Source organism: Micromonospora sp. CNZ297 (genome assembly GCF_007827625.1).
Genome location: NZ_VISU01000017.1, coordinates 34,832 through 61,244 on the forward strand (window position 1 = coordinate 34,832; position 26,413 = coordinate 61,244).

The 26,413-nt window shown below is 75.2% G+C and carries 18 protein-coding genes; 9 read left to right on the forward strand and 9 right to left on the reverse strand.

Going from position 1 to position 26,413, the window contains the following annotated elements; genetic code table 11:
• Nucleotides 1-44 precede the first annotated feature (44 nt).
• The gene (locus FB454_RS25160) at nt 45-314 is read right to left on the reverse strand and encodes a metal-sensitive transcriptional regulator (protein ID WP_013285930.1); all 270 of its coding nucleotides are present in this window, start codon (nt 312-314) and stop codon (nt 45-47) included.
• A 53-nt stretch (nt 315-367) separates the two neighbouring features.
• The gene (trxA, locus tag FB454_RS25165; protein ID WP_013285931.1) at nt 368-718 is read right to left on the reverse strand and encodes a thioredoxin; all 351 of its coding nucleotides are present in this window, start codon (nt 716-718) and stop codon (nt 368-370) included.
• Nucleotides 719-977: 259 nt separating this feature from the next.
• Between trxA and eccB the strand changes: the two genes are divergently transcribed.
• A complete protein-coding gene (gene eccB / locus FB454_RS25170) occupies nt 978-2,387 on the forward strand; it encodes a type VII secretion protein EccB (protein WP_145752434.1) in 1,410 nt (469 codons plus the stop codon).
• Between the two features lie 39 nt (nt 2,388-2,426).
• On the opposite strand, the gene FB454_RS25175 is transcribed toward eccB, so the two are convergent.
• Genes FB454_RS25175 through FB454_RS25195 form a run of 5 tightly spaced genes read right to left on the reverse strand, consistent with a single transcriptional unit; the run spans nt 2,427 to nt 6,903 of the window.
• A complete protein-coding gene (locus FB454_RS25175; protein WP_145823631.1) occupies nt 2,427-3,032 on the reverse strand; it encodes a class I SAM-dependent methyltransferase in 606 nt (201 codons plus the stop codon).
• Between the two features lie 32 nt (nt 3,033-3,064).
• A complete protein-coding gene (locus tag FB454_RS25180; protein ID WP_013285934.1) occupies nt 3,065-3,667 on the reverse strand; it encodes a phosphatase PAP2 family protein in 603 nt (200 codons plus the stop codon).
• A 22-nt stretch (nt 3,668-3,689) separates the two neighbouring features.
• Complete coding sequence (locus FB454_RS25185) at nt 3,690-4,556, reverse strand: carbohydrate ABC transporter permease (protein WP_013285935.1); 867 nt, start codon at nt 4,554-4,556, stop codon at nt 3,690-3,692.
• On the reverse strand, nt 4,556-5,515 hold the full coding sequence (locus tag FB454_RS25190; protein ID WP_013285936.1) for a carbohydrate ABC transporter permease: 960 nt from the start codon (nt 5,513-5,515) through the stop codon (nt 4,556-4,558). Before FB454_RS25190 ends, FB454_RS25185 begins: the two co-directional genes overlap by 1 nt.
• Nucleotides 5,512-6,903, reverse strand: a complete 1,392-nt coding sequence (locus FB454_RS25195; RefSeq protein ID WP_030269073.1) for an ABC transporter substrate-binding protein — start codon at nt 6,901-6,903, stop codon at nt 5,512-5,514. The genes FB454_RS25190 and FB454_RS25195 overlap by 4 nt, the downstream gene beginning before the upstream one ends.
• 121 nt (nt 6,904-7,024) lie before the next feature.
• Between FB454_RS25195 and FB454_RS25200 the strand changes: the two genes are divergently transcribed.
• From FB454_RS25200 to FB454_RS25210, 3 genes are read left to right on the forward strand one after another with little or no spacing between them, the layout of a single operon-like run.
• Nucleotides 7,025-8,062, forward strand: coding sequence for a zinc-binding dehydrogenase (locus tag FB454_RS25200; RefSeq protein ID WP_145823632.1), 1,038 nt, complete (start codon nt 7,025-7,027; stop codon nt 8,060-8,062).
• On the forward strand, nt 8,062-8,880 hold the full coding sequence (locus tag FB454_RS25205) for a sugar phosphate isomerase/epimerase family protein (RefSeq protein WP_145823633.1): 819 nt from the start codon (nt 8,062-8,064) through the stop codon (nt 8,878-8,880). The genes FB454_RS25200 and FB454_RS25205 overlap by 1 nt, the downstream gene beginning before the upstream one ends.
• Nucleotides 8,877-10,214, forward strand: coding sequence for an MGH1-like glycoside hydrolase domain-containing protein (locus FB454_RS25210; RefSeq protein WP_145823634.1), 1,338 nt, complete (start codon nt 8,877-8,879; stop codon nt 10,212-10,214). The genes FB454_RS25205 and FB454_RS25210 overlap by 4 nt, the downstream gene beginning before the upstream one ends.
• 47 nt (nt 10,215-10,261) lie before the next feature.
• Here the strand turns inward: FB454_RS25210 and FB454_RS25215 are convergent, their stop codons facing one another.
• Both FB454_RS25215 and FB454_RS25220 read right to left on the reverse strand, forming a co-directional pair.
• Nucleotides 10,262-10,966 (reverse strand): CBS domain-containing protein, encoded by a 705-nt coding sequence (locus tag FB454_RS25215; RefSeq protein WP_013285941.1) that lies wholly within the window; start codon nt 10,964-10,966, stop codon nt 10,262-10,264.
• 94 nt (nt 10,967-11,060) lie between these two features.
• Entirely contained in the window at nt 11,061-13,175 is a 2,115-nt protein-coding gene (locus FB454_RS25220) for a molybdopterin-dependent oxidoreductase (protein WP_145823635.1), read from the reverse strand.
• Between the two features lie 148 nt (nt 13,176-13,323).
• Here FB454_RS25220 and FB454_RS25225 point away from each other — a divergent pair, with 148 nt between their 5' ends.
• From FB454_RS25225 to FB454_RS25245, 5 genes are all read left to right on the forward strand, one after another.
• The gene (locus FB454_RS25225; protein ID WP_013477067.1) at nt 13,324-13,716 is read left to right on the forward strand and encodes a DUF2267 domain-containing protein; all 393 of its coding nucleotides are present in this window, start codon (nt 13,324-13,326) and stop codon (nt 13,714-13,716) included.
• Nucleotides 13,717-14,045: 329 nt separating this feature from the next.
• Complete coding sequence (locus FB454_RS25230) at nt 14,046-17,507, forward strand: AMP-binding protein (RefSeq protein ID WP_145823636.1); 3,462 nt, start codon at nt 14,046-14,048, stop codon at nt 17,505-17,507.
• A complete protein-coding gene (locus FB454_RS25235) occupies nt 17,504-20,611 on the forward strand; it encodes a thioesterase domain-containing protein (protein WP_145823637.1) in 3,108 nt (1,035 codons plus the stop codon). The genes FB454_RS25230 and FB454_RS25235 overlap by 4 nt, the downstream gene beginning before the upstream one ends.
• Nucleotides 20,608-22,911 (forward strand): lantibiotic dehydratase, encoded by a 2,304-nt coding sequence (locus FB454_RS25240; RefSeq protein WP_145823638.1) that lies wholly within the window; start codon nt 20,608-20,610, stop codon nt 22,909-22,911. The genes FB454_RS25235 and FB454_RS25240 overlap by 4 nt, the downstream gene beginning before the upstream one ends.
• A complete protein-coding gene (locus tag FB454_RS25245; RefSeq protein ID WP_145823639.1) occupies nt 22,908-26,411 on the forward strand; it encodes a non-ribosomal peptide synthetase in 3,504 nt (1,167 codons plus the stop codon). Before FB454_RS25240 ends, FB454_RS25245 begins: the two co-directional genes overlap by 4 nt.
• Nucleotides 26,412-26,413 lie beyond the last annotated feature (2 nt).

A 26,413-nucleotide genomic window follows, 5' to 3' on the forward strand; every position in this document is an offset into this window, starting at 1 on the left:
TGTCACACGGCGCGGGCGGGACTCAGCCGGTCAGGCGGGCGCCGTCAGGCCAGGGACAGGAAGAGCTTCTCCAGCTCCTCCTCGGTCATCTCCGGCTCCTCGCCCGCCTGGCGGGCGGCGTCGCAGTAGCGCATGCCGGAGGCGATGATCTTGAAACCGGCCCGGTCGATGGCCTTGGAGACCGCGGCGAGCTGGGTCAGCGCGGCGCGGCAGTCCTCGCCGTTCTCCATCATCTCGATGACGGCGTTGAGCTGCCCCCGGGCCCGCTTGAGCCGGGTCAGCGCCTCGCCTGTCATCTCCGGTCGAAGATTCACGTCGTACCTCCTGCGCTCGAAGATACCCCAGGGGGTACCAGTGCCGCCACCCGTCAGGCGGTCTTGGCCCGGACCTCGTCCATGTCGAGGTCGCGCACGGCCCGGATCAGCTCCTCCAGCCCGGCCGTCGGCAGGGCGCCCGGTTGGGCGAACACCAGCACGCCGTCCCGGAACGCCATCAGTGTCGGGATCGACCGGATCTGGGCGGCGGCCGCCAGGGCCTGCTCGGCCTCGGTGTCGACCTTGCCGAAGACGATGTCCGGGTGCTGCTCGCTGGCCTTCTCGTAGACCGGCGCGAACGCGCGGCAGGGGCCGCACCAGCCGGCCCAGAAGTCGACCAGGACGATGCCGTCCCGGTTCACGGTCTCCGCGAAGTCGGTGGTGGTCAACGCCACGCTCGCCATCAGGTACCTCCGTCGGTTTCGGGTTCCGGCATGTGTAACACACCCCCGGGGGTATCCATTCCGGGGGGTGGTGCCGGGCCGCTGGCTTGATCGACTCCAGGTCGGGGAGGTGGCGGGGTCCGGGTGAGCGGGATCCAGCCACCTCGGCGTACTGGCGGAGCGGGCCGACAACTAAGGGTCAGTGAGGGACACGCAGGGTCGCCGGAACATCGACGGAGCGCTTATCCTGTGCGCCGGCGATCCCGGCGGAAGGGACACGATGGCGTCGCGGCAGGACCAGCTGCACTCGTACCAGTTCACCGTCCAGCGGGCGGTCGCCGCGCTCGTCATGCGGGAGACGGACCCGCCGCAGTCCCCGTTCCGCCGGCTGGCCGGCGCCGGTCTGGCCAGCGTCCTGGTCGCGGCGATCGCGCTCGGCGGCGTCGCCCTCTACGGCCTGTTCACCGGCGGCGGTGACTCGTGGCGCGAGACGGGCGCGGTGATCGTGGAGAAGGAGTCGGGCGCGCGATTCGTCTACCGCGACGAGAAGCTGCACCCGGTGTCGAACTACGCCTCCGCGCTGCTGATCATCGGGGCGGAGCGGCCGAAGACGGTGCTGGTCGGCCGCCGCGCCATCGAGGGGGTGCCGCGCGGTCTGCCGCTCGGCATCGCCGACGCGCCGGACTCGCTGCCCGCGCCGAACCGGCTCGTCCGCGACGCGTGGACGCTCTGCTCGGTGGCGGGCGACGAGGCCGGGCGCGGGGAGAACGGGCGTCCGGCGGCGGGGCGCGGCGAGGCACGCTCGGTGCTGCTGATCGGGCGGGAGGCCGCCGGCGGCCGTGCGCTCGGCGACCAGGGCCTGCTCGCCTTGCACCCGGACGGCGGCCTGCACCTGCTCTGGCACGACCGGCGCTACCTGCTGCGCGACACGGACCGGGTGCTCGCCGCGCTCGCCGCCACCCGGGAGCGGGCGGTGCCGGTGGCGGCGGCGCTGCTGAACACGCTGCCGGCCGGCGCCGACCTGGCCCCGCCGCCGGTGGACGACCTCGGCGAGCCGTCCGAGCGGGTCACCGGTGCGACGGTGGGCGACGTCTACCTGGTGCGCAACTCCGGCGGCGGACGGCAGTACGCGGTCGCCAAGCGCGGCGGGCTGGCCGGCATCACCGAGTTGCAGGCGGCGCTGCTGCTGGCCCGCACCGGCCAGGGCGAGCCGGAACCGATCACGCTCGGCCGGTTCGCCGCGCTGCCGAAGCTCCCCGGTCTGGTGCCCGGTGGGGCGAGCGCGCCGCCCGCCGTACCGCCCCGGCTGGCCACCGACGAGGGCGCGCTCTGCGCGCGGGCCGGCGACGACACAGGCGTCCGCGAGCTGCGCCTGGGCGTCACCGCGCCGGACCCGAACGCCGCCGCGCGGACAGCCGGCGGCCGGGCCGGGCTCGCCGACGCGGTGGTGGTCGAGCCGGGACGCGGCGCGCTCGTGGAGGCGGTGCCCGCGCCGGGCGCGACCGGCGGCGCGATCTGCGTGGTCACCGACCTGGGTCGGCGGTACGCGCTGACCGGCGCGGACGTGCCGGGCATGCTCGGGTATGCGGGCGTGCGCCCGGCGCGGCTGCCGGCGGGCCTGGTGGACCTGCTGCCGGCCGGTAGCCCGCTCGACCCGGAGGCCGCCCGCACGGTCGCCGCGCCCGCCTGAGCGCCGAGCGCGCGATCCGCTGGGGGGAAAGAGCAGCGGTCAGCCGGCGGGGCGGCGCAGCACGCTCACCGCGAAGTCGGCGTCGTCCCGCCACGGCCGCAGGTCCCAGGTGGCGAAGCGGTGCTCGGGGCGCAGCCCGGCGGCGATCGCGTCGGCGTCCAGGTCGGCCACCGGGTAGCCGCGGTCGGTGCCGAAGCCGACCACCACCAGCCCGTCCGGGCGTACGTGCGCGGCGACCCGGCCCAGCACGTCGCGTTCGGTGCCGGGCGCGACGAAGACCATCACGTTGCCGGCCAGCACCGCGGCGTCGAACGGCTCGGCCTCGCCCTGGGCGGCCAGGTCCAGCTCGGCCAGGTCGGCGACCAGGAAGCGGGGGCCGGGATGGTCGGCGCGGGCCGCCTCGATCAGCGTCGGGTCGGCGTCCACGCCCACGACGTCGTGCCCCCGTGCGGCGAGCGCGGCGGCGACCCGGCCGGTGCCGCAGCCGGCGTCCAGGACGCGCGCGCCGGGCGGTACGAGCGCGTCGAGCAGCCGCGCCTCACCGGCCAGGTCGGCGCCCTCGGCGGCGAGCTGACGGAAGCGGTCCACGTACCACTGCGAGTGGCCGGGCTTCGTGTCGGTCACCCAGCGGGTCGGCTTGCCCATGAGGCCACCGTAGCTGATCTTGCGTCAGCGGGTCAGGCGAGCGCCAGGAACGTGCCGGCGGCGAGCGGCCCGCCCAGCGCGACACCGGCCAGCACCTGCGGCCAGGTGTGGTCGCCCAGCCGTACCCGGGACCAGCCGACGGCCGCGACGAGCACCCAGCCGAGGCTCGCGGCCGGGCCGGCCAGCGGCACCAGCACGGCGACGGTGGCGGCGGCCACCGCAGCGTGGATGCTCAGCTTCCACCAGTGGTTCACCAGCGCGCAGGCCGCGCCGACCACGAAGACCACGACGATCACGGCGAACAGTTCGGCCGGCGCGCGGACCGCCGCCAGCAGCAGCAACCCGGCCGCGACCGAGGCCAGCCCGATCGACAGCGGCCGGGCCCGCTGCGTGCGGTCGCCGACGTGCCGGTCGGTGAGGCGTCCCCGGCGTACGCCGTGCACGAGCACACCGATCGGGATGACGGCGCAGAACGTGAGCGCGATGCCGCCCCAGAGCAGGAACTGGCCCGCCGAGCGGCTGACCCGGGCGGCGGCGATCAGCGGCAGCGCGGTGACCAGGACGGTCGGGGCGAGCGCCTCGGTGAGCAGCCGGGCCGCCCGCGCGCCGGCCCGGCGCTCCCGTGATGCTCGCACCCGATCATCCTGGCACGGATGCTCAGCCCTTCTCGGCCCCGCTGGTGAGTCCCTCGGTGAGCAGGCGTTCCCCGGCGAAGAACAGCACCACGATCGGCAGCGTGAGGATGACCGAGCCAGCCATCAGCACGGTCTTGGGCACCTCCACGCCGTCGGCGAGCAGGGACAGCCCCAGCGACACGGTCCACCGGTCCGGCCGGTCGACCAGGAACAGCAGCGCGAACAGGTACTCGTTCCAGGCGATCATGAAGTCGTACAGCGCGACCGCCATCACCGACGGCGCCGCGAGGGGCAGGCTTACCCGGCGGATGATGCCGAGCCGGCCGGCGCCGTCGATCGCCGCGGACTCCTCCAGGCTGACCGGGATGGTCTCGAAGTAGTTCTTCAGCATGTAGACCGACACCGGCAGCGTCTGCGAGATGTAGACGAGCACCAGCCCGGTCAGCGACCCGCGCAGCCCGGCCCGGGTGAAGACCACGAACAGCGGGATCGCGATGACTATGGACGGGAACAGGTAGACCGCCAGGAACAGCGCGCTGACCTGCCGGCGGCCGAAGAACCGCAGACGGGACACCGCGTACGCGCCGGGGATGGCGATCACCAGGGTGAGCGCGGTGGCTGCCAGCGCCACCAGGCCGCTGTTGCGGATGAACGTGAGGAAGCCCTGGCCGCCGTCGGAGACGGACTTCAGCACCTCGGCGTACGTGGCGACGGTCAGCTCGCCGAACGGCACCCAGAGCGAGCCGGGTTCGAGCAGCAGGCGTTCGATCGGGCGTACCGACAGCACCAGCATGTACCAGAACGGCAGCAGCGTGACCACCAGGAACCCGGCGATCACCAGCCGGCGCAGCCAGCGCAGGCTCACCGTCTCGATCCGGTCCCGGTCCATCACGCCTCCCGTCGCGCGCCGAAGAAGCGCAGGTAGATCGCCACGAACACGAGCAGCACCACGGCGAGCACGACCGCCTGGGCGGCGGCCGCGCCGATGTCGGTGCGGGCGGTGAGGAACTGGTAGACCCGGACGCTGACCACCTCGGTGCCGGCGGCGCCGCCGGTGAGCAGGTAGACGTCGTCGAACTTGTTGAACGTCATGATGAACCGCAGCACCCCGATCAGCGCGATCACCGGCATGAGCTGCGGCAGCAGGATGTGCCGGAACCGCTGCGTGGGTGTCGCCCCGTCGACCCGGGCGGCCTCCTCCAGCTCGCCGGGCACCGCCTGGAGCCGGGCCAGCAGGAACAGGAACGCGAACGGGAAGTAGCGCCACGCCTCGAACGCGATCACCGTCCAGAGCGCGGTGGACTCCTGGGACAGGAACGGCACCGGGGAGTCCCAGCCGAGGAAGCGCCGCCCCCAGTCGTTGACGATGCCGAGCTGCGGGTCGAGCATCACCTGCCAGACGAACGTCATGGCGACCACCGGCGCCACGTACGGCAGCAGCATCGACGCGCGCACCAGCGTGCGGCCGCGGAACGGCCCACGTACGGCCAGCGCCGCCGCGAGGCCGACCACGATCGAGCCGGCGGTGCCGCCGACGCTGTAGAGCACAGTGGTCCAGAGCGTGTCGGCGAACCCGGGCGTGTGCAGCACCCGGTCGATGTTGTCCAGGGTCAGCTCGCCGAACAGGCCGGTCTTGCGCAGCGTCGCCAGGCGTACCCGCTGGAAGGCCAGCACCACCGTCCAGACGATGGGTATGCCGATCACCGCGACCACGACGAGCAGGGTCGGGGTGACCAGCGCGAGCCCGGCGCGGGACTCGCGGCGGCGCAGCGTCAGCGGGCGTCGGCCGGGTCGGCGGGGTCGCTCCGGCGCGGGGGAGCGGCCGGCCTCCGGCGCGGTGGTGGTCAATTGACGCCCTTGGCTATCGCCTCGACGTCCTTGCGGGCGCGTTCGGCGGCGGCGCGGGCGTCGGACCTGCCGCCGACGACGTCGGCCAGCGCCTTGGGTACGGGCAGCTCACCGAGGATGGCGCCGACGAGCTTGCCCTGGTTCTCGGTCAGGCCCCAGCGCTGGAACGTGTCGGGGCTGCGCCGCAGCGTGGCGAGCACGTCCTCGCCGTAGACCTCCGACAGCGGCTTCTTGGTGTCCACACCGGCCGGGCTGGTGTTCCAGGCGGTCCGGAACTTCTGCTTGTCCTCCGGGGTGCCGGTGCGCACCGGGAAACGCCCCTCGGGGGACATGCCGAACCAGCGCGGGTAGCCGTCGGAGAGCATGTACTCCACGAACGACTTCGCCGGGTCGGCGGCGCCGTCGAGCACCGCCCAGGAGCTGACCTCGCCGTACTGGGCCGGCTCGGTGCCGTTGGGGCCCTTGATCGCGGTGACGAACCCGCTGTTCTTCGCCAGCCAGGCCGGGTCGGACTGGCACTGCGGGCAGGTCGGCCGGGCGTCGGCGCGCAGCCCGGCCAGCTCGTCGAGGATGAACGGCGACCAGATCAGCATGGCCGCCTTGCCGGCGAAGTAGGTGGCCCGGGTGGTGTCGACGTCCTGGGCGCCCTTGACGGAGTTGTTCCGCATCAGGTCGCCGTAGAAGCGGAACGCCTCGACGCACTCGGGGGAGTCCAGAGTGACAGTGCCGGAGTCGTCGGTGAGCCGGCAGTTGTTCGCCAGCGCCAGATGCTCGAACGTCTGCTGGGTGAACACATCACCGGGAGAGGTGGCCGCGGTGATGCCGGCGACGCCGCCGGTGTTCAGCTTCGCCGCCGCGGCGGCGATCTTCTCGTACGTGTCGGGCGCCGGCAGGCCGGCGGCGGCGAACAGGTCCTTGCGGTAGACGAGCAGCTGGCCCCACCCGTCGCTCGGTACGGCGAGCTGCGTGCCGCCGTCGCTGGTGAGTTCCAGCGCGCGGGGCGTGAACGTGTCCCGGCCGAGCCGGTCGACGACGGCGGCGTTGGCGTCGGCGTCGAGGAGTTCGTTGGCGGACAGCGTGCGCACCCCGGCCAGTGAGACCGAGCCGACCACGTCGGGCAGGTCGCCGGCGGCGGCGCTGGAGGCGATCAGGGACGGGAACTGGTCCTCGTTGACGGTGACCAGGTTGACCTTGACGCCGGTCTTGGCGGTGTAGTCGGCGATGATCGCCTTGGTGGCGGCGACGCGGTCCGCCACGTCTTCCAGGCTCCAGACGGTGATCTGCGAACTGTCGGATTTCTGCCCGTCGTCGCTGCATGCGGCCACGCCGGTCCCGGCCAGTGCCAGGATCAGGCTGATTGCGAGCCGCCGCGTGGAGGGTGATGACATCGGTGGCACTCCTCTCGAAAGAGCACGGCCTGCCGCTAATACCCATCGATTCATCAATCGAATCACATATGCCCATTTTTTGGGTTAGAATCGGGGTCGGCACTTCACTCGGAGCGACGCCATGAGCAACTGGGTTGTCTCTCTGGCCGGGCCCGGGCACGTACGCCTGGAGCCCTGCCCCACCGACCGGCTCGGTCCGGGCCAGGTCCGCGTCCGCACCCGCTACTCGGGCATCTCCGCAGGCACCGAACTGACGCTCTACCGGGGCAGCAACCCGCGACTGCGCAAGGACTGGGACGCCGGCTCCCGCATGTTCGTGCCCCGCCAGGCCGCGCCCGCGTACCCGGTGGTGGGTTTCGGTTACGAGGAGGTCGGCGAGATCGTCGAGGTCGCCCCCGACGTGGCCGGGCGACGGCCCGGCCAGCTCGTCTGGGGGATCTGGGGGCACCGCGCCGAGGCCGTGCTCCCCGCGACGGCCGCGCATCCGCTGCCACCGGGCCTCGACCCGCTCGCCGCCGTGTTCGCCCGGCCCGGCGCCATCGCGCTGACCGCCGTGCTCGCCGGTGACCTGCACCTGGGCGACTGGGTGGGCGTGTTCGGGCAGGGCGTGATCGGGCTGCTCGGCACGCGCCTGGCCGCACTCTCCGGCGCCCGCGTCGTCGCCGTCGACCGGATGCCCGGCCGGCTCGCGCACGCCACCCGGCTCGGCGCGCGCCGGGTGGTCGACGCCGCCGCCGACTCGCCCGCCGCCGCGCTGCGGGCCGCCACCGACGGCCGGGGCGCCGACGTGTGCCTGGAGCTGTCCGGGTCGTACCCGGCGCTGCACGAGGCGATCCGCGCCACCGCGCACGCCGGGCGCGTCGTAGCGGCCGGCTTCTACCAGGGGTACGCCCACGGGCTGGAACTCGGCGAGGAGTTCCACCACAACCGGATCCAGCTCGTGGCCGCCCAGGTCTCCGGGCCGGACCCGGCACCCGGCACGGCCGGCCGGTGGTCCGGGACGCGGATCGCACACACCTTCATGGACCTGGTGGCCGAGGGCAGCGTCGACCCGCTGCCGCTGGTGAGCCACGTCGTCGACGCGGGCGCGGTGGCCGACGCCCTGGCGTTGCTCGACCGCGGTGACGGTGACGTCCTCCAAGTGGTGCTGAGGTTCTGATGGACATTCCACTCTCGTGCCAGGAGCAGTTGCTTCCCGGCACCGACCTGATCCAGAAGTACGCCCTCGCCGTCTCCCTCGGCTACCAGGGCATCGAGCTGCGCGGGCGGGGCGACCTGGCCCTGGCCCGGCGGCTGCCGGAGCTGCGCCGCGCCCGCGCCGCCGGCGTGGTCATGCCGACCGTCTGCGTCGAGATGGACCACTTCATCGGCGACTTCGACCCGGCCCGTTCCCGCGACGCGGTCGACAACCTGCGCTCCCAGCTGTCGGTGATCGCCGAGCTGGGCGGCGTCGGTGCGATGACCCCCGCCGCGTGGGGCATGTTCTCCTACCGGCTGCCCCCGTTCGAACCACCACGCTCGGCCGACGGCGACCGGCGGGTGCTCGTCGACGCCCTGGGCGAGCTGGCCGGGCACGCCCGCGCCGAGGGGGTCACCGTGTTCCTGGAACCGCTCAACCGGTACGAGGACCACATGGTCAACCGGCTCGACCAGGCCGTCGAGCTGTGCCGCGCGGTCGGGTCGCCGGCGCTGCGGGTGGCCGCCGACACGTACCACATGAACATCGAGGAGGACGATCCGCAGGCCGCGCTGCGCGCCGCCGCGCCGTACCTCGGGCACGTCCAGGTCAGCGACTCCAACCGGCACCAGCCCGGCGCCGGGCATCTGGACTGGGGCGCGCTGCTGGCCACGCTCGACGCGATCGGCTACACCGGCTGGCTGGCGCTGGAGTGCCGGCTGCGCGGCGAGCCGGTCGCCGCGCTGCGCCAGGCCGCCACCGCGCTGGCCCAGGCCCGTCCCCGGCGGGCCGCCGCATGACGCTGACCACCGGGGTACGCGCCGACGCCGACCGCCACGCCCGGCTGCGCCGCCTCGCGCTGGCCACCCTGGACGCCAACTGGGAACACGACCACACGGTCCCCTCGCGCACGCTCTACCCGCACCAGTGGAGCTGGGACTCGGCGTTCATCGCGATCGGCCTGGCCCACGTCCGTCCCGACCGGGCCTGGCGGGAGCTGCGCACGCTGTTCGCCGCGCAGTGGGTCGACGGGCGGGTGCCGCACATCGTGTTCAACCCGGCCTCGCGCGCCGGGCCGTACTTCCCCGGGCCGCAGTTCTGGGACTCGGCCCGCGCCGACGGCTCACCGGCCCGGGCCACCTCCGGCATCGTCCAGCCGCCGGTGCACGCCCCGGCCGCCTGGCTGGTGCACCGCCGCGCGCCCGGCGAGGCGTCGGTGGCCGCGCTGCGGCGGCTCTACCCGAGGCTGGTCGCGCAGCAGCGCTACCTGACCGGCCGGCGGGACGCCGGGGGCGGCGGGCTGGCGTCGATCGTGCACCCGTGGGAGTCCGGACTGGACAACAGCCCCGCCTGGGACGTGCCGCTCGCAGGGGTGCCCGCCGACGAGGCGGTGATGCGCGCGTACCGCCGGCACGACACCGCGCACGCCGACGCGGCGCAGCGTCCCACCGACCTGGACTACGCGCGGTACGTCGCGCTCGTGGAGAGCTACCGGGCCGGCCGCTACCGGGACGAGGGCCTGCTCGGACGGCATCCGTTCCTGGTGGAGTGCCCACTGGTGAACGCCGCGCTCGGCGTCTCCGAGTACGCACTCGCGCGCATCGCCGCTGTGATCGGCGCCGACCCGGGGCCGCACCGCGACCGGGGTGCCCGGATCACCGAGGCGCTCGTCACCCGCCTCTGGGATCCGGTCGCCGGCACGTTCCGTCCCCGCGACGTGCGCGCCGACCGGCTCGTGCCGGCCCGGACCGTGCTCGGGCTGATGCCGCTGGCGCTGCCCGAACTGCCCGCCGCACAGGTTTCGGCGCTGCTGGCCGAGGCGTGCTCGCCGCGCTTCGGGCTGGCCGCCCGGATGGACCGGCCGCTGCCCACGTACGACCGCACCGCGCCGGACTTCGAGCCGCTGCGCTACTGGCGCGGCCCGAGCTGGATCAACACCGGCTGGCTGCTCTGGCAGGGACTGCGCACCCACCGCCGCGTCGACCTGGCCGCCGGGCTGCGCGAGTCGCTGCTCGACCTGGTCGACCGGGCCGGCTGCCACGAGTACTTCCACCCGGACACCGGCGCCGGTCTCGGCTCACCGGCGTTCAGCTGGACCGCCGCGCTGGTGCTGGACGCGCTCGCCCAGGAGTGACAGCGGCGGGCGCCGGGCACGCCGGCGCCCACCGGGCCGTCCAGGGCTCAGGCGATGCCGGCCGGGGTGGCGCCGCCGATGCGCAGCGCCGACATCGGCGCGTCGTCGATCGCGTAGCCGAGCGCGTCGACCACCTCGACCACGCCGCTGACCTGCCGGGTCAGCCGGACCGCGAGCTGCGCGGTGGACCGGCACTCCACCTGGCCGGTGAGCGTCACCACGCCCCTGTCGACTGTCACGTCCACCACCCCGTCGCGGACGCCGAGGCTGCGCCACAGCACCTCCTCGACCACGTCCCGCCGGATGCCGGCGTCCGGGCGCAGGTGCACCTTGAGCAGGTCGCCGCGGGTGACGATGCCGACCAGCCGGCCGAGGTCGTTCACCACCGGCAGCCGCTTCACGCCGCGCGCGTCCATCAGCCGGGCCGCCTCCACGATCGTCGCGTCCGGCGTGATGGTGACCGGGGGAGCGGTCATCAGGTCGGCGGCGAGCGTCGCGCCGGCCTTCGCCCGCGCCTCGCGGCGGTGCCGGTCCGGCAGGATCCGCCGCTCCTGGGGCTGGCCCAGGAACTCCACCTTGTACATCAGGTCCGCCTCGGACACCACGCCCAGCACCCGGCGGGTCTCGTCCACCACCGGCGCCGCCGTGACGTGCCGCTCGGTCAGCACGTCGACGATCTCCCGGTAGTCAGTGCCCTCCCGTACCGACGCCACGTCCCTGGTCATCACGTCCTGCACCTGCCACGTACGCATGGCGAACCTCCCTGTGTCCGCCTCCGACGCTAGGCGGCGGCGACGGGCCGGAGCAGGGGCGCAAAGACCAGGTCAGGGGGCCGGAGGTCCCGAATCACCCAGCCGCGACGGGCTCCGCGACCTCGTCGAGGGGCGGCTCGGCGGTCAGCAACTCGGCCGGCACCGGCTCGACCTCCACCCGGCAGTCGTGGAACGTGGGCGCCTCGCCCAGGTCGGTGTCCCGGACGCCGGTGACCGCGTTGACGGTGGACCGCCCCGGGCTGCGTCGCGCCCAGTACGCCTTGTACGTGAACGCGCACCCCGGCCGGGTCGCCTCGTCCACCGCCACCGCGGCGAGGAACGCGCCCCTGTCGTTGTGCACCCGTACCGCGTCGCCGTCGGCGAGCCCGCGCGCCGCCGCGTCGTCCGCGTGCAGGTGCACCAGGGGCGGCCCGGCGAGGCGGGTGTGCCACGGCAGCGACGCGAACGTGGAGTTCATCAGGTAACGGTTGGCCGGGGTGAGCAGCGTCAGCGGGAACCGGCGGGCCAGCTCCGGGTCGGCCGCCTCGGCCGGTGGCGTGTATCCGGGCAGCGGGTCCACCCCGAGCGCGGCCAGCGCCGGGTCGTGCAGCCGGGCCCGCCCGTCCGGGGTGGGGAAACCGCCCTCGGCGTACGGCGCGGAACCCACCGGCACACCGGTGAGCCGGGCGTACGTGCGCTCACGCAGCTCCTCATACGTGATCGGGGCGTCGGCCAGCAACTGCCGGGCCAGGTCCTCGTCGCTGTCCCGGAACGCCGGGTGGTCGATCCCGAGCGCGGCGGCGATCCGCCGGAAGATCTCGGTGTTCGGCAGCGCCTCGCCCGGCGCGCGGGTGACCGGCAGGTTCAGCGTCGTGTAGTGGTGCCCGTAGGACGTCTGGAGGTCCAGGTGCTCGGGCTGCATGGTGGCCGGGAGCACCACGTCGGCGTAGTCGCAGGTGTCGGTCCAGCGCTGCTCCAGCACCACTGTGAACAGGTCGGCGCGGCCGAGCCCGGTCAGCAGCCGGGCCTGGTCCGGGGCGGTCGCCGCCGGGTTGGCGTTGAACACCACCAGCGAGGTGACAGGCGGGTCGGCCTCCCCGGTGAGCACGGCGGCCAGCCGGCTCATGTTCAGCGACCGGGCCGGCGGGGCGGGCATGCCGGCCGGCCGGATCACCGGGCCGTTGTCGACCCGGTGGTGGCCGCTGGTGGTCACCAGCGCCCCGCCGCCGGGGTACCGGAAGTCGCCGGTGACCAGCGGCAACGCGCAGATCGCCCGGATCGCCTGCCCGGCGCCGCGGTGCCGTTGCAGGCCCAGCCCGACCCGTACCGCTGTGGGCCGGGTGGTGGCGATCCGCTCACCGAGACGACGGATCGTCCCGGCCGGCAGGCCGCACTCGGCGGCGGCCCGCTCCACCGGCCAGTCGTCGAGCCGGGCGCGCAGTTCCGGCCAGCCGGTGGTGTGCGCGGCCAGCCACGCCTCGTCGGCCGCCCCGGCGTCGCGGACGTGCCGCATCAGCCCGAGAGCGAGCGCCGCGTCGGTGCCTGGTAGCGGCGCGACGTGCTCGTCGCTGCGGGCCGCCGTGTCGGTACGCAGCGGGTCGATCGTCACCACGTACGCGCCGCGCTCGCGGGCCTGCTGCACGAACGGCCACAGGTGCAGGTTGGTGACGAGCGGGTTGGCGCCCCAGAGCACGATCAGGTTCGCCTCGACGATCGACTCCGGTTCGAAGCCGACCGAGGCGCCGTAGAGCGAGCGCAGCGCCGCCCGCGCGGCCGCCGTGCAGATGGTGGTGTCCAGCCGGGACGCGCCCAGGTGGGCGAAGAGCCGGGGCCCCATGGTCCAGCCCTGAACCAGGCCCATCGTGCCGGCGAAGTAGTAGGGCAGCACCGACTCCGGGCCGTCCCGCTCGATGCTCGCGTGCAGCCCGGCGGCCACCCGGTCGAGGGCCTCGTCCCAGCTTGCCGGCCGGTACGCGACCCGGCCGGTGCCCTTCGGGCCGGTGCGGACCCAGGGTGTGGTGAGCCGGTCCGGCCCGTTCACCGCGTCCAGGTAGCGGTTCACCTTGCCGCAGAGCGCGCCCCTGGTGAACGGGTGGTCGCGGTCGCCGCGCAGCGCGACCGCCCGGCCGTCGTCGACTGTGAGCTGCCAGACGCAGGTGTCCGGGCAGTCCAGCGGGCAGGCGCCGGGGTGGGTCGTGACGGGGGCCATGGGCGGATGCTACCGACGCGACCGGCCACCTGCCCTCCGACTTTTCCGTCTCCCGGTGGGTGGGGTGTTTGGCCGGGGTGGGGGCGGGTACCCGCCGGGGCCGACCGCTGTGGGCGTGGTGCCCGCCGGCGGCGAGGGGAGGGGTGGGATGCGGTTCCCCCTGTTCGTCGAGGCGGTGGCGCGGCGGGCCGAGTTGCCCACTGACGAGGCCGCGACCGTCTCCCGTGCCGTGTTGCAGACCCTCGCCGACCGGATCACCGCGGACGAGACGACGGACCTGGCCGCGCAGCTGCCGGACGACGTGGGCGGCTATCTGGAGCCCGCCGGCACCGCCACCACCGGTGGCGCTGTCGACTTCCTGTACCGCGTGGCCGAACGCGCGGCGGTGGACCCGGCGGTCGCCGAGGTGGGTGCCGTCGCGGTGCTCGCGACGCTGCGCGACACGGTGACGGTGGGGGAGTTCCACGACCTCGTCGCGCAGCTCCCGAAGGGCTTCGACGCCATGGTGGACCCCATCCCACGACCGCCGTACGATGTCTGAGCAGGCTCCCCGCGATCCGGGTCGAGCTGCGGCACCGAGGCCGTCGCGGCGAAAGATTCCACGGCCTGGAAGTATTTTCACCGTAAAATAACTTGTCGCTTGTCACGTACGCTGAAAAACGTCTACGCGCTAGAGGGATGATCGGACGAATTCCTCCGTCCGAGGTTCCAAGGTGCCGTCCCCTCTTCGGCTCAAGCCTCATCGCCGCTCTTCCGGCGCACGGATCGAGCCATATTCTGCTTCCAATGTGAAGTCCTGGGGGGGATCAATGATCACATTCGTCGATTGCTGCCTGCCTGCCCTCTGTGGAGCGCAACCCGCTTCCTGACATGGCAGAGACGATGATCATCAATCGTTTCGGCGCGATCTCGGCGGTACACGGCGGACGTCCGGCACTTCTCGGTGAGACCCACGAGGTCACCTACACCGAGCTGGCCGGATCGGCCGGCGGGCACGCTGCCGTGTTCGCCGCCGCGGGCCTGCGCGCCGGAGACCGGATCGCGCTGCTCACCGCACACGGTGCGCCCACCGTGGCGGCGATGCTCGGCGCCCTCGCGACCGGATGCGCGTACGTGCCGCTGGACCCGGGCTTCCCGGTCGCGCGGCTGCGCCACATGGTCGACGCCGCCGGGGTCACCGCGGTGGCCTGCGCCGCCGAGCACCGCGACCTGGCGTCCACACTGGCCGCCGGGCGCCCGGTCGTAGCGCTGGACGAGGCGCCGCCGGCCCCGCTGCGCCCGGTCGCGGCCGACCCGGACGCGCTGGCGTACGTGCTGTTCACCTCCGGCTCGACAGGCGTGCCCAAGGCGGTCGGACAGACCCACCGCAACCTGGCCCACGTCGTCGACAACCAGATCGCCGCGCTCGGCGTCGGCCCGGACGACCGGCTCAGCCTGCTCGCGTCGTTCAGCTTCGACGCCGCCATCCCCGACCTCTACCCGGCGCTGCTCACCGGCGCCGCAGTCGTACCGGTCGACCTGCGCCGCCAAGGGCTGGCGCACGCCGTCGACCAGCTCGACCGGCACCGCGCCACGGTGCTGCACTGCACGCCCACCGTCTACCGCTTCCTGCTCGACACGCTCGGCGCGCGCCGGCTGCCCACGGTGCGGGCGGTGCTGCTCGGCGGCGAGCAGGCCACCTGGGCCGACGCGGCCCGCGGCCGGGACCGCTTCGCCCCCGGCTGCGTGCTCGTCAACGGCTACGGCGCCACCGAGATGACGTTCGCCGCCCGGCACGTGCAGCAGCTGTCCGAGGTGGACCCTGACGCCCGCGGGCCGCTGCCGGTGGGCGTCGCGTTCCCCGGCTACCGGCTGGACCTCGCCCCGGACACCGGCGAGATCGTGGTCCGCAGCCGCCACCTCGCCCCCGGCTACCTCAACCAGGACAGCGACCGGTTCGGCGTCGACGCCGACGGGCTGCTGTCGTACCGCACCGGTGACCTGGGCCGGCTGCTGCCCGGCGGGGAACTGGTCTGCCTCGGCCGGCTCGACCGGCAGGTCAAGGTACGCGGGCACCGGGTCGAGCTGACCGAGATCGAAGCGGTGCTGTCCGCCCAGCCCGGCGTGGCGGGCGTGCGCGCGATCGTGCGCGACGGCGAGCTGCTCGCGTACGCCCGCCCGGCCGGCGCCCGCCCGGACCCGGCGGCGCTGCGCGCGGCGCTGACCGCCGCGCTGCCCGACTACGCCGTGCCCCGCGCGGTGATGGTGGTCGACGAGTTCCCGCTCACCGTCACCGGCAAGGTCGACGAACGGGCGCTGCCCGACCCGGTCACCGAGGTGCCCGCCGAGGAGGCCCCGGCCACCGACACCGAACGCGCCGTGCACGACATCTGGTGCGCGGTGCTGGGCCGCGACGCGGTCGCCCGCACCGCCAGCTTCTTCGACGTGGGCGGGCAGTCGCTGCTGCTGGGCCAGGTGCAGCAGCGCCTCGCCGAGCGATTCGGCGTACGCCTGCCGATGCTGCGCCTGTTCGACCACCCGACCGTCGCCACCCAGGCGGCGCTGCTCGACGCCCCACCCGAGGCCGTCCGCGCCCCGGTGCTGCCCGCGCCCGCCGCGCCGGTGCGCGCCGCCCGCGACTACACCGGCGACGAGATCGCCGTGGTCGGCGTCGCCGGGCGGTTCCCCGGCGCGCCCGACGTGGCCACGTTCTGGTGGAACCTGTGCACCGGCGTCGACTCGGTGCACGACCACACCGACGAGGAGCTGGCCGCGCTCGGCATCGGCCCCGCTCTGCGCGCGGACCCCCGGCACGTCCGCGCCACCGGCCGCCTCGACGGGGTGGCCGACTTCGACGCCGACTTCTTCGGCTTCGGCGCCGACGAGGCCGCCCGCACCGACCCGCAGCACCGGCTGTTCCTGGAGACCGCCTGGGAGGCGCTGGAGGACGCCGGGCACGACCCGGCGCGCTTCCCCGGGTTGGTCGGCGTCTACGCCGCCACCTCGGCCAACCGCTACTTCCTGTTCCACCTCATGGACAACCCGGCGGTGGTCGGCGACGTCGACCCGGACGACTGGGAGGCCCGGCTCGTCGGCCGCCAGTTCACCGACCACCTGCCCGGTCAGGTGGCCTACCGGCTCGGCCTGACCGGCCCGGCGATGGCCGTGCAGAGCGCCTGCTCCAGCTCGCTCGTCGCGGTGTGCGTCGCCGCGCAGAGCCTCGCCGACTACCAGTGCGACCTGGCGCTGGCCGGCGGGTCCACGGTGATGTGGCCCCGGCACCGGGCGGGCGGGCTCGCCTCGCCCGACGGCCGGTGCCGCGCCTTCGACGAGGCCGCCGCCGGCTCCGGCTTCGGCTCCGGCGCGGGCGTGGTCGCGTTGCGCCGGCTCTCCGACGCGCAGGCCGACGGCGACCGCATCTACGCGATCCTGCCGGGCTGGGCGGTCACCAACGACGGCCCGGACCGGGCCGGCTTCGCCGTACCCGGCCCGGCCGGACAGGCCGCCGCCGTCGCGAACGCGCTCGCCACCGCCGAGGTCGCACCCGGCGAGGTCCGCTTCGTCGAGGGCCACGGCAGCGGTACGCCACTCGGCGACGCCATCGAGGTCGCCGCGTTGCACGAGGTGTACGCGGGCGCCGCGCCCGCCGAGTCCACAGCGCTCGGCTCGGTGAAGACCAACATCGGTCACCTCGACGCCGCGGCCGGCATCGCCGGGCTGATCAAGACGGTGCTGGCCGTCCGGCACGGGGTGATCCCGCCGAACCTGCACTTCACCCGTCCGCACCCGGAGATCGACCTGGCCGCCGGACCCTTCTACGTACCCACCAAGGCGCGGGACTGGCCGGACGACGCGCGCCGGGTCGCCGGAGTGAGCGCGTTCGGCCTGGGCGGCACCAACGCGCACGTCGTGGTGGAACAGCCGCCGCCCGCCGAGCCGGCCGACCCGCCCGGCGGGGGACCGTGGCTGCTGCCGGTCTCCGCGCGTACCCCGGCGGCGCTGCGGGCCGCGCTGGCCCGCCTGCGCAGCCACCTCGCCGGGGCCGCCCCGGCACTGTCCGACGTGGCCGCCACGCTGGCGCTGGGCCGGCGGGCGTTCGCCCACCGGGCGGCGGTGGTCGCCGCCGACCTGCCGGCCGCGCTCTCCGCGCTGGACGTGCTGCTGGACACCGGCGCCCGCATCGCCGGTGACGGCGGCCCGCTGCGCGAGACGGCCGCCGAGTGGGTCGCCGGGCGCGACGTCGACTGGCACGCGCTGCACCCCGAGGGCACGGTCCGGCGCACCGGACTGCCCACCTACCCGTTCCAGCGCCGCCGGCACTGGATCGACCCCGTGCAGAAAGGTCCGCGGTGAACTGGTTCGTCTCCGCCGGAAGCCGACCCGAGGCGCCGGTGCGGTTGTTCTGCCTGCCCTACGCCGGAGCGGGCGCCAGCGCGTTCCGGCGCTGGGCGGCCGAGTTCGGTCCGAGCGTCGACGTGGTGCCGGTGCAACTGCCCGGCCGGGAGAACCGGATCACCGAGGACCCGCGCTTCAGCGTCGCCGAGGTGGCCGACGCCATCGCCTCCCGTGCCGACCGCCCGTACGCGATCTACGGCCACTCGATGGGCGGACGGCTCGGCTTCGACGTGGTCCGTGAGCTGCGCCGCACCGGCCGCCCGCTGCCGCTGCGGCTCTACGTCGGCGGCGCGCGCGCCCCGCACGTCGCCACGCCCGGCCCGTTCGACGGGCTGTCCCGGGCCGGCGACGACGAGCTGCTGCGCCGCCTCGGCGAGGGCGGCGGCCTGCCCGCCGAACTGCTCGACCACCCCGAGCTGGTGGAACTGCTGCTGCCGCTGCTGCGCGCCGACTTCGGCCGGGTCGACGACTACCGCCACGTGCCGGGCGAGCCGCTGCCGGTGCCGATCGTCGTGTTCGCCGGTCGCACCGACCGGGCGGTCAGCCGGGAGCAGAGCGCCGCCTGGGCCGAGCACACCGCGGCCGGGTTCACCCTGCACGAGCTGGACGGCGGGCACTTCTTCCTGCACGACCGGCTGACCGAGCTGGTCGCGCTGATCCGGGCCGACCTGACCGCCGCGCCCACCGACACCCGCCCCGGCACGCCGGACGCGGGTCCGGACCCGGTGCGCGCCGCCGGTCGCGGGACCGCCGGCGCCGCGCACCGGGTTCCGCTCGGCGGCACCGGCTGGTCGGTGTGGCGCGACGCGATGCTGCGGACCACCGGTTTCCCGGCCGACGGGCTGGAGCTGTTCACCGCGCCCCGGGCCGCCGCGGCGGCCGACGAGCTGCTGGCCACCGGCGCCGGTGAGGACCGGTTCACCAAGGAGTTCGAGGAGGCGCTGCGCGCCGGCGCGCAGCGGTTCAGCGAGCTGGCCGCCGACCCGCTGCTGCGCGAGGCGGTCACCTGGCAGAACCGGGGCGCGCTGGTGGCGTTCGACGGGCTGGTGCGCGGCGGCGCCGACGCGGCCCGCAACGTGCGCCGCCGCGACCGGGAACGGGCGCTGCTGAAGTACTGGCAGCGCTACTGCGGCAAGAACGAGACTGTGGGCTTCTTCGGCCCCAGCTGCTGGGTCACTGTCGATCCCGCGCAGCCGGAAGTTGCCCGAGTCAACCCCGGCGACAGCCTGACCCGGCGGCGCTGGGTGTGGTTCGAGTCGTGGGCGCTGTCCGCGTACGCCGAACGGATCGGCGCGGACCTGGCGGTGCGGCGGTGGTGGCCGCCGATGCTGCGGGCCCACCTGGCCGTCCGGGACCGCGACGTACTGCGGCCCGGCCGCCCGCCGCTGACACTGACCCCGGTCGAGGCCGCGCTGCTCCGCGCGGCCGACGGCCGGCGCGCCGCCGACCTGGTCGCCGACCCGGCGATCGGGCTGCGCCGCCCGGAGGACGGCTACGCGCTGCTCGACCGGCTGGTCGAACGGGAACTGATCACCTGGGACGCGGCCCTGCCGGTGAGCCCGGACGCCGAGCGGGTGCTGGCCGACCGCATCGACGCGATCGGCGACGACCCGGCCCGCGCCACCGCCCGCGCCGGGTTCGACCGGCTGCGCGCCGCCCGCGACGACGTCGCCGCCGCGGCAGGCGACGCGGACCGGCTGCGGACCGCCCTGGACGCCCTGGACGCCACGTTCACCGAGCTGACCGGCGTGCCCGCGGTGCGCCGGGCCGGACAGATGTACGCCGGCCGCACGGTCTGCTACGAGGACAGCGCCCGGGACCTGGACGTGGTGTTCGGCGCGCCGCTGCTGGCCGAGCTGGCCGCCCCGCTGGACGTGCTGCTGCGCGCCGCCCGCTGGCTGGCCAACGCGCTCGCCCGCGCCTACCTGGACGTGCTGCGCGGCCTGTACGAGGAGCTGCGCGCCGAGTCCCGCGGCCCGGTGCCGCTGGCCGACCTGTGGTTCCTGGCCCAGGGGATGTTCTGGGGCGACGGGGACCGGCCGGTCGACGCGGTGGCGGCGGACTTCGCGGCCCGGTGGGCCGGACTGTTCGGCCTGGACACGCTGCCCGCCGGCACCACCGACGTACGGCTGCGCGCGGCCGACCTCGCCGGCCGGATCGACGCCGTGTTCCCCGGCGACGGTCCGGGGTGGTCCAACGCCGCCATGCACAGCCCCGACCTGCAGATCTGTGCCACCGACGCGGACGCGCTGCGGCGCGGCGACTACACGGTGGTGCTCGGTGAGCTGCACGCCGCCTGGTCGTCGTTCGACTGCGCGGTGTTCACCCCGTCGCACCCGGACGTGGAGCGGCTACGCGACGCGCTCGCGGTGGACATGGGGCAGCGGCGGGTGCGGCTGCTGTTCCCGGCCGACTGGCCGCGGCGCACCAGCCGTACCGCCGAGTCGCTGACCGGCCCGACCGACAGGCATCTGGCGTTCCTCGACGCCCCGGGCGCCGACCCGGCCCGCGTGCTGCCCACAGTCGACCTGGTCGTCGAGGAGGTGGACGGCGAGCTGGTCGCCACCGCCTCGGACGGGCAGCGCTGGCCGCTCGTCGAGGTCTTCGCCGAGCCGCTCAGCGCGCACGCCGTGGACGGGTTCAAGCTGGTCGCCGCCGCGCCGTACACGCCCCGGATCACCGTGGACCGGCTGGTGCTGGCCCGGCAGACGTGGCGGACCACGGTGGGCGAGAGCGGCCTCGCCGTGCCCGACGGCGAGCGGGCCCGCTTCCTCGCCGTCCGGGACTGGCGGCGCCGCCTCGGCCTGCCCGAGCAGGTGTACGTCAAGCTCGGCACCGAGACCAAGCCGTGCTTCGTGGACCTGTCCGCGCCTGCGTTCGCCACCACGCTGTGCGCGATGGTGCGCGCCGCCCGGGTCGACGGCGGCGACGACGTGTCGTTCACGGTCAGCGAGATGCTGCCCGCACCGGAGCAGGCGTGGGTGCCCGACGGGCAGGGCCGCCGCTACTTCAGCGAGCTGCGCCTGCACATCACCGACGCCCGGCGGGAGGACCACCGGTGAGCCATCTGCTGCCCCTGGGCGACACCGGCTGGTCGGTGTGGCGGGACGTGGTCCTGCGTACCGCCGGTTTCCCGGCCGCCGGGCTGGACCGGTTCGCCGCGCCGGACTGCGCCGCCGCCGCGGACGCGCTGCTCGCCGGCGACACCGGCCCCGAGGTGTTCGGCAAGGCGCTGGGCGACGCGTTCGCCGAGTCCTCCGCGGTGGCCGGCGAGCTGGCCGCCGACCCGCTGCTGCGCGAGGCGGTAACCTGGCAGAACCCGGACATGCTCATCGCGCTGGACGGGCTGCTGCGCACCGACCCGCAGGTCCGCAACGTCCGCCGCCGCAAGCGCGAGCTGAGCCTGCTGCGCTACTGGCAGCGCTACTGCGGCAAGGCCGAGACGATCGGCTTCTTCGGCCCGGTCTGCTGGGGCACGTTCGACGCCACCCGGCCCGGCGTGCACACCGCGCCCGGCGCGGCGCTGGTGCACCGGCGGCGGGTGTACTTCGAGGCGTGGGCGCTCATCGCGTACGCCGACCGGCTCGCCGACGACCTCGCGGTCCGCCGCTGGTGGGCACCCGCCCTGCAACCGCACCTGACCGTCGCCGGACGGGAACTGCGGGCGCCGCTGCACCCGCCGATCGCGCTGACCCCGGTCGAGGCGCTGCTGCTCGGCGCCTGCGACGGGCGGACCCCGGCGCTGGAGCTGGCGCACCGGCTCTGCGACGCCGGTGAGGTGCACAGTCCTGACGACGTCTACCTGCTGCTGGACCGGTGGGTGGAGCGCGGGCGGCTCAGCTGGGGCGCCAACCTGCCGATCGCGCCCGACGCCGAGCAGGTGCTCGCCGCGCGGATCGCCGCGATCGGCGACGAACCGGTCCGTGCCGCGACGGCGGCCGAGTTCGGCCGGCTCCGCGCCGCCCGTGACGAGGTGACCGCCGCGGCCGGCGACCCGGACCGGCTCGGTGCCGCGCTCGCCGCGCTCAACGCCGAGTTCACCGCCGTCACCGGCCGCCCGGCCACCCGGCACAGCGGACAGATGTACGCCGCCCGCACGGTCTGCTACGAGGAGACCGCCCGCGACCTGGAGTTCCGGATCGGGTCGGCGGTGATCGACGCGCTGGCCGAGCCGATGGCGGTGGTGCTGCGTACCGCCCGCTGGTTCACAGGCGAGGTCGCCGCCCGCTGCGGCGAGCTCTTCACCGAGCTGCACGAGGAGCTGGCCGCCGACGGCCCGGTGCGGCTGGCCGACCTGTGGCTGCTGGCCCAGGGCACGCTCGTGGCCCCGGACGGCCCGATCGGCCGGGCCGGCGCCACGCTCACCGCGCGCTGGGCCGAGCTGTTCGGCCTGGCCGACCTGCCCGAGGGGCAGGCGGAGCTGCGGCTGCGCGCCGCGGACCTGACCGAACGGGCCCGGGAACTCTTCCCGGCCGAGCGGCCCGGCTGGCCGTCGGCCCGGCTGCACAACCCGGACGTGCAGCTCAGTGCGGCCTCGCCGGAGGCCGTCGAGCGCGGCGACTTCCTGCTGGTGCTCGGCGAGCTGCACCCGGCCTCGGTCGCGTTCGACAGCGCGGTGCTCAGCCCGTTCCACCCGGACCCGGCCGCGCTGCGCGCCGACCTCGACGCCGACCTGGGTCCGGTCCGGCTGCGGGTGCTCTGGCCGGACAGCTTCCCCCGCCGCACCACCCGCACCACGTACGCGCTGACCGGCCCGGCGGACCGTCAGCTCGGCATCGACACCGCGCACGGCGCCGACGTGGACCGCCTGGTTCCGGCCACCGCCGTGGTGGTCGAACGCACCGGGGACCAGCTCACCGCGGTCTTCCCCGACGGCGCCCGCTGGCCGCTGATGGAGGTGTTCGCCACGCTGCTCGGCTCGCTGCTGCTGGACGCGTTCAAGCTGCTCGGCGCCGCCGCGTACACGCCCCGCATCACCATCGACCGGCTGGTCGTGGCCCGGCGTACCTGGCGCACCACGGCCGGGGCGTGCGGGCTGGGCGGCCACGCCGACGAGACCGCCCGCTACCTGGCGGTACGCCGCTGGCGCGCCGGGACCGGCCTGCCCGAGCGGGTGTTCGTCAAGGTCGGCACCGAGATCAAGCCCTGCTACGTGGACCTGACCGGCCCGCTGTACGCGCAGTCGCTGTGCGCGATGGTCGACGCCGCGCTGCGTACCGGCCCGGACGTGCCGGTGGTGGTCTCCGAACTGCTGCCCGCACCCACCGAGGCGTGGGTGCCCGACGCCCGGGGGCGCAATTACGTCAGCGAACTGCGCCTCCAGATCACCGACCCGGCCGAGCAGCTTGGAGCACTCCGGTGACCGACACCCTGACCGTCAGCGCCGTCCACGGCCCGGACCTGCCGTGGCCGGACGCCACCCTGGCCGACCTGGTCACCGCGCAGGCGGCCCGTACCCCGGACGCGGTGGCGGTGCGCCAGTGGGACACCCGGCTCACCTACCGGCAGCTCGTCGACCGGGCCGCCGGGGTGGCCGCCGCGCTGCGCGAGCACGGCGTCGGCCGGGGCGACCGGGTCGGCGTGTGCGGCGCGCGTACCCCCGACCTGGTGGTCACCGTGGTGGGCGTGCTGCTCGCCGGCGCCGCGTACGTGCCGCTGGAGCCGGGCGGCCCCCGGGCCCGGCTGCGCGGGATCGCCCGCGACGCGGGCGTACGCGTGGTGGTCGGTGACGCGGCGGCGGCCGAGTTCGGCGACGAGCCCGGCGTGACGGCGCTCGGCCTGCCCGGCCCGGCCCCGCTCGCGCCCTGCCCGGCCCGCCCCGGCGACCCGGCGTACGTGCTGTTCACCTCCGGTTCCACCGGCCGCCCGAAGGGCGTGCTGACCACCCACCGCAACGCCGTCGAGTTCGTCACCGGGGTGAGCGCGCTGACCGGCGCCGACGCGTCGGTCCGCAGCCTCGGCATCGCCTCGCTCGGCTTCGACGCGGCCACCATGGACCTGTTCGTGCCGCTCACGCTCGGCGGCGCGGTGCAGCTGCTCGGCGCCGACGACCGGGCCGACCCGGTGCGGCTGGCCCGGTTCGTCGCCGAGCACGAGGTCACCTGGGGCTTCATCACCCCGACCGTGCTGTCGCTGCTGGACCCGGCCGGGTTCCCGTCGTGGCGGGTGCTGCTCTGCGGCGGCGAGGCGGTCCCGGCCGAGCTGGTCGCCCGCTGGGCGCCCGGCCGGCGGTTCCTCAACGGCTACGGCCCGACCGAGACCACCGTGCTGGCGGTCACCTGCGACCTCACCCCGGCCGACACCGACCCGATGCCGATCGGCCGGCCGCTGCCCAACCACCGGGCGTACGTGGTCGACGCCGACCTGCGTCCGGTGCCGGCGGGGGAGACCGGCGAACTGCTGATCGGCGGGCCCGGCCTGGCCGACGGCTACCTCAACCGGCCCGGCCTCACCGCCGAGCGGTTCGTGCCCGACCCGTTCGGCGACGTCCCCGGCGAGCGGCTCTACCGCACCGGTGACCTGGTCCGGCAGGGCCCGGACGGCCGGATCGTCTACCTCGGCCGCGCCGACCGCCAGGTGAAGGTCCGCGGCCAGCGCATCGAGCTGGGCGAGATCGAGGCGGTGCTGGCCGCCCACCCGGGCGTCGAGCGCGTCGCGGTGGAGGCGGTACCCGGCCCGGCCGGCGCCGAGCTGGTCGCGTTCCTCACCCCGGCCGGCGCGCCCGACGACGACGAGCTGCGGGCGTACGCCGCGACGCGGCTGACCACCGCGATGCTGCCGGCCCGGACGGTGCGGCTGGACGCGCTGCCGGTCAGCGCGACCACCGGCAAGCTGGACCGGCCGGCGCTGCGCGAGCTGGCCGCGGCCACCCCGGCCGCCGTGGCCGACGCGTCCGCCGACGACGACCCGGTGACGGCGGCGGTCCGGCGCGTCTGGACCCGGCTGCTCGGCGCCGCGCCCGCCCCGGACAGCGACTTCCTCGCCGCCGGCGGCAACTCCGTCGCCGCGATGCGGCTGGTCGCCGCGCTGCGCGCGGAACTGGGCCGGCAGGTGGACACGCGGGTGCTGTTCGCCGACCGCACGTTCGCCGCGCTCGTGGACCGGGTCCGCGCCGCCGACCCCGCCGACGCCGACGGGCTCACCACAGGCAATCCGCCGACGCTGTCCCCGCCGCAGCGGCGGCTGTGGTTCATGGACCAGCTCGCCCCGTCCAGCGCGCCGTACAACATCGCCGTCGCGCACCGGCTGCGCGGGCCGCTGGACGTCACCGCGCTCGGCGCCGCGCTGCGGGCCGTGGCGGAACGGCACGACGTGCTGCGCTGGCGCATCCCGCAGAACGGCGGGGTGCCGTACGCGGTCCGCGAGGAACCCACCGATGTGGCGGTGCCGGTGGTCGACCTGACCGGCGCCGCCGACCCGGACGCCGAACTGGCCGGCATGCTCGCGGCCGGCGCCGGGCACGCGTTCGACCTGGCCACCGGCCCGCCCTGGCAGGTGACCGTGTTCCGGCTCGCCGCCGAGGAGCACGTGCTCGCGGTGACCGTGCACCACGCGGTCTTCGACGGCTGGTCCGAGGCGCTGCTCTACGACGAGCTGGCGCTCGCGTACGCCCGCGCGCTCGGCCGGTCGGTGCCGGGCCGCCCGCCGCTGCCCGCCACGTACGCCGACTACGCGGTGTGGCGCGCCGACCGGGACCGGCGCCGGGGCGAGACGGACCTGGCCTGGTGGACCGCGCACCTGGCCGGCGCGCCGACGGTGCTGGACCTGCCCCGCGACCGTCCCCGCCCGGCCGTGCAGACGTACGCCGGCGCGGAGGCCGCGGTACGGCTGGACGAGACCGCCGACCTGGCCGTGCGCGACCTGGCCGCGACGCGCGGCAGCACTGTCGCGGCGGTGCTGCTGGCCGCGTTCGGTGAGCTGCTGCGGCGCGTCACCGGCGGCGACGAGCACGTGCTCGGCGCGATCGTCGCCGACCGGCGGCTGGCCGCGTTCGACGAGGTGATCGGGTTCTTCATCGACACCGTGCCGGTGCGGGTCCGCTCCGGCGGCGCGAGCTTCGCCGAGCAGGTCGACCGGGCCGCCGCCGAACTGCACGAGGTCACCGCCCACCCGGGCGCGCCACTGGAACGCATCGTCGAGGCGCTCGGCGTGGGCCGGGACACCTCCCGCGCCCCGCTGGTGCAGGTGCTGTTCAACGTGCTCAACTTCGTCGCGCCCCGGCTGACGCTGACCGGCCTGGCCGTCGAGCCGGTGCCGGTACCGAAGCCCGGGTCGCCGTTCGACCTGACCGTCTACGTGGTGGAGCGCGACGGGCGGGCCGGCGTCGAGGTGGTGCACAACCCGGACCTGTTCGAGAGCGAGCGGATCGAAGCGCTGCTGGCCGACCTGGCCGCCCTGGTCGGCGCGCTCGCCGCCGACCCGGACGCCCCGGCCGCCGAGGTCGCGCCCGAGCTGCCCCGCCCGGCGGTACGGGTCGCGGCGCTCGGCGCGATGAGCGTCGCCACCGCCGAACCGGCCCGCGCGCCGCTGCCCGCCGGGTCGGACGCGCTCACCGCGACCGAGGAGCTGATCGCCGGGATCTGGCGCGACGTGCTCGGCCGCGACGCGGTCGGCGTGAGCGACAACTTCTTCGACATCGGCGGCCACTCGATGGCCCTGGCCGCCGTGCACGCCCGCCTCACCGAGGCCACCGGCCGCTCGATCACCATGCTCGACCTGTTCCGCCACCCGACCGTACGGGCGCTCGCCGCCAGCCTCGACGGGGCCGCCGACCGGCCGGAACTGGCCCGCGCCGCCATGCGCGCCGCCGCCCGGCGGGGCCGCGCCCGCCGTACCCCGCCACCACGCCGACCTCACCCGTGACG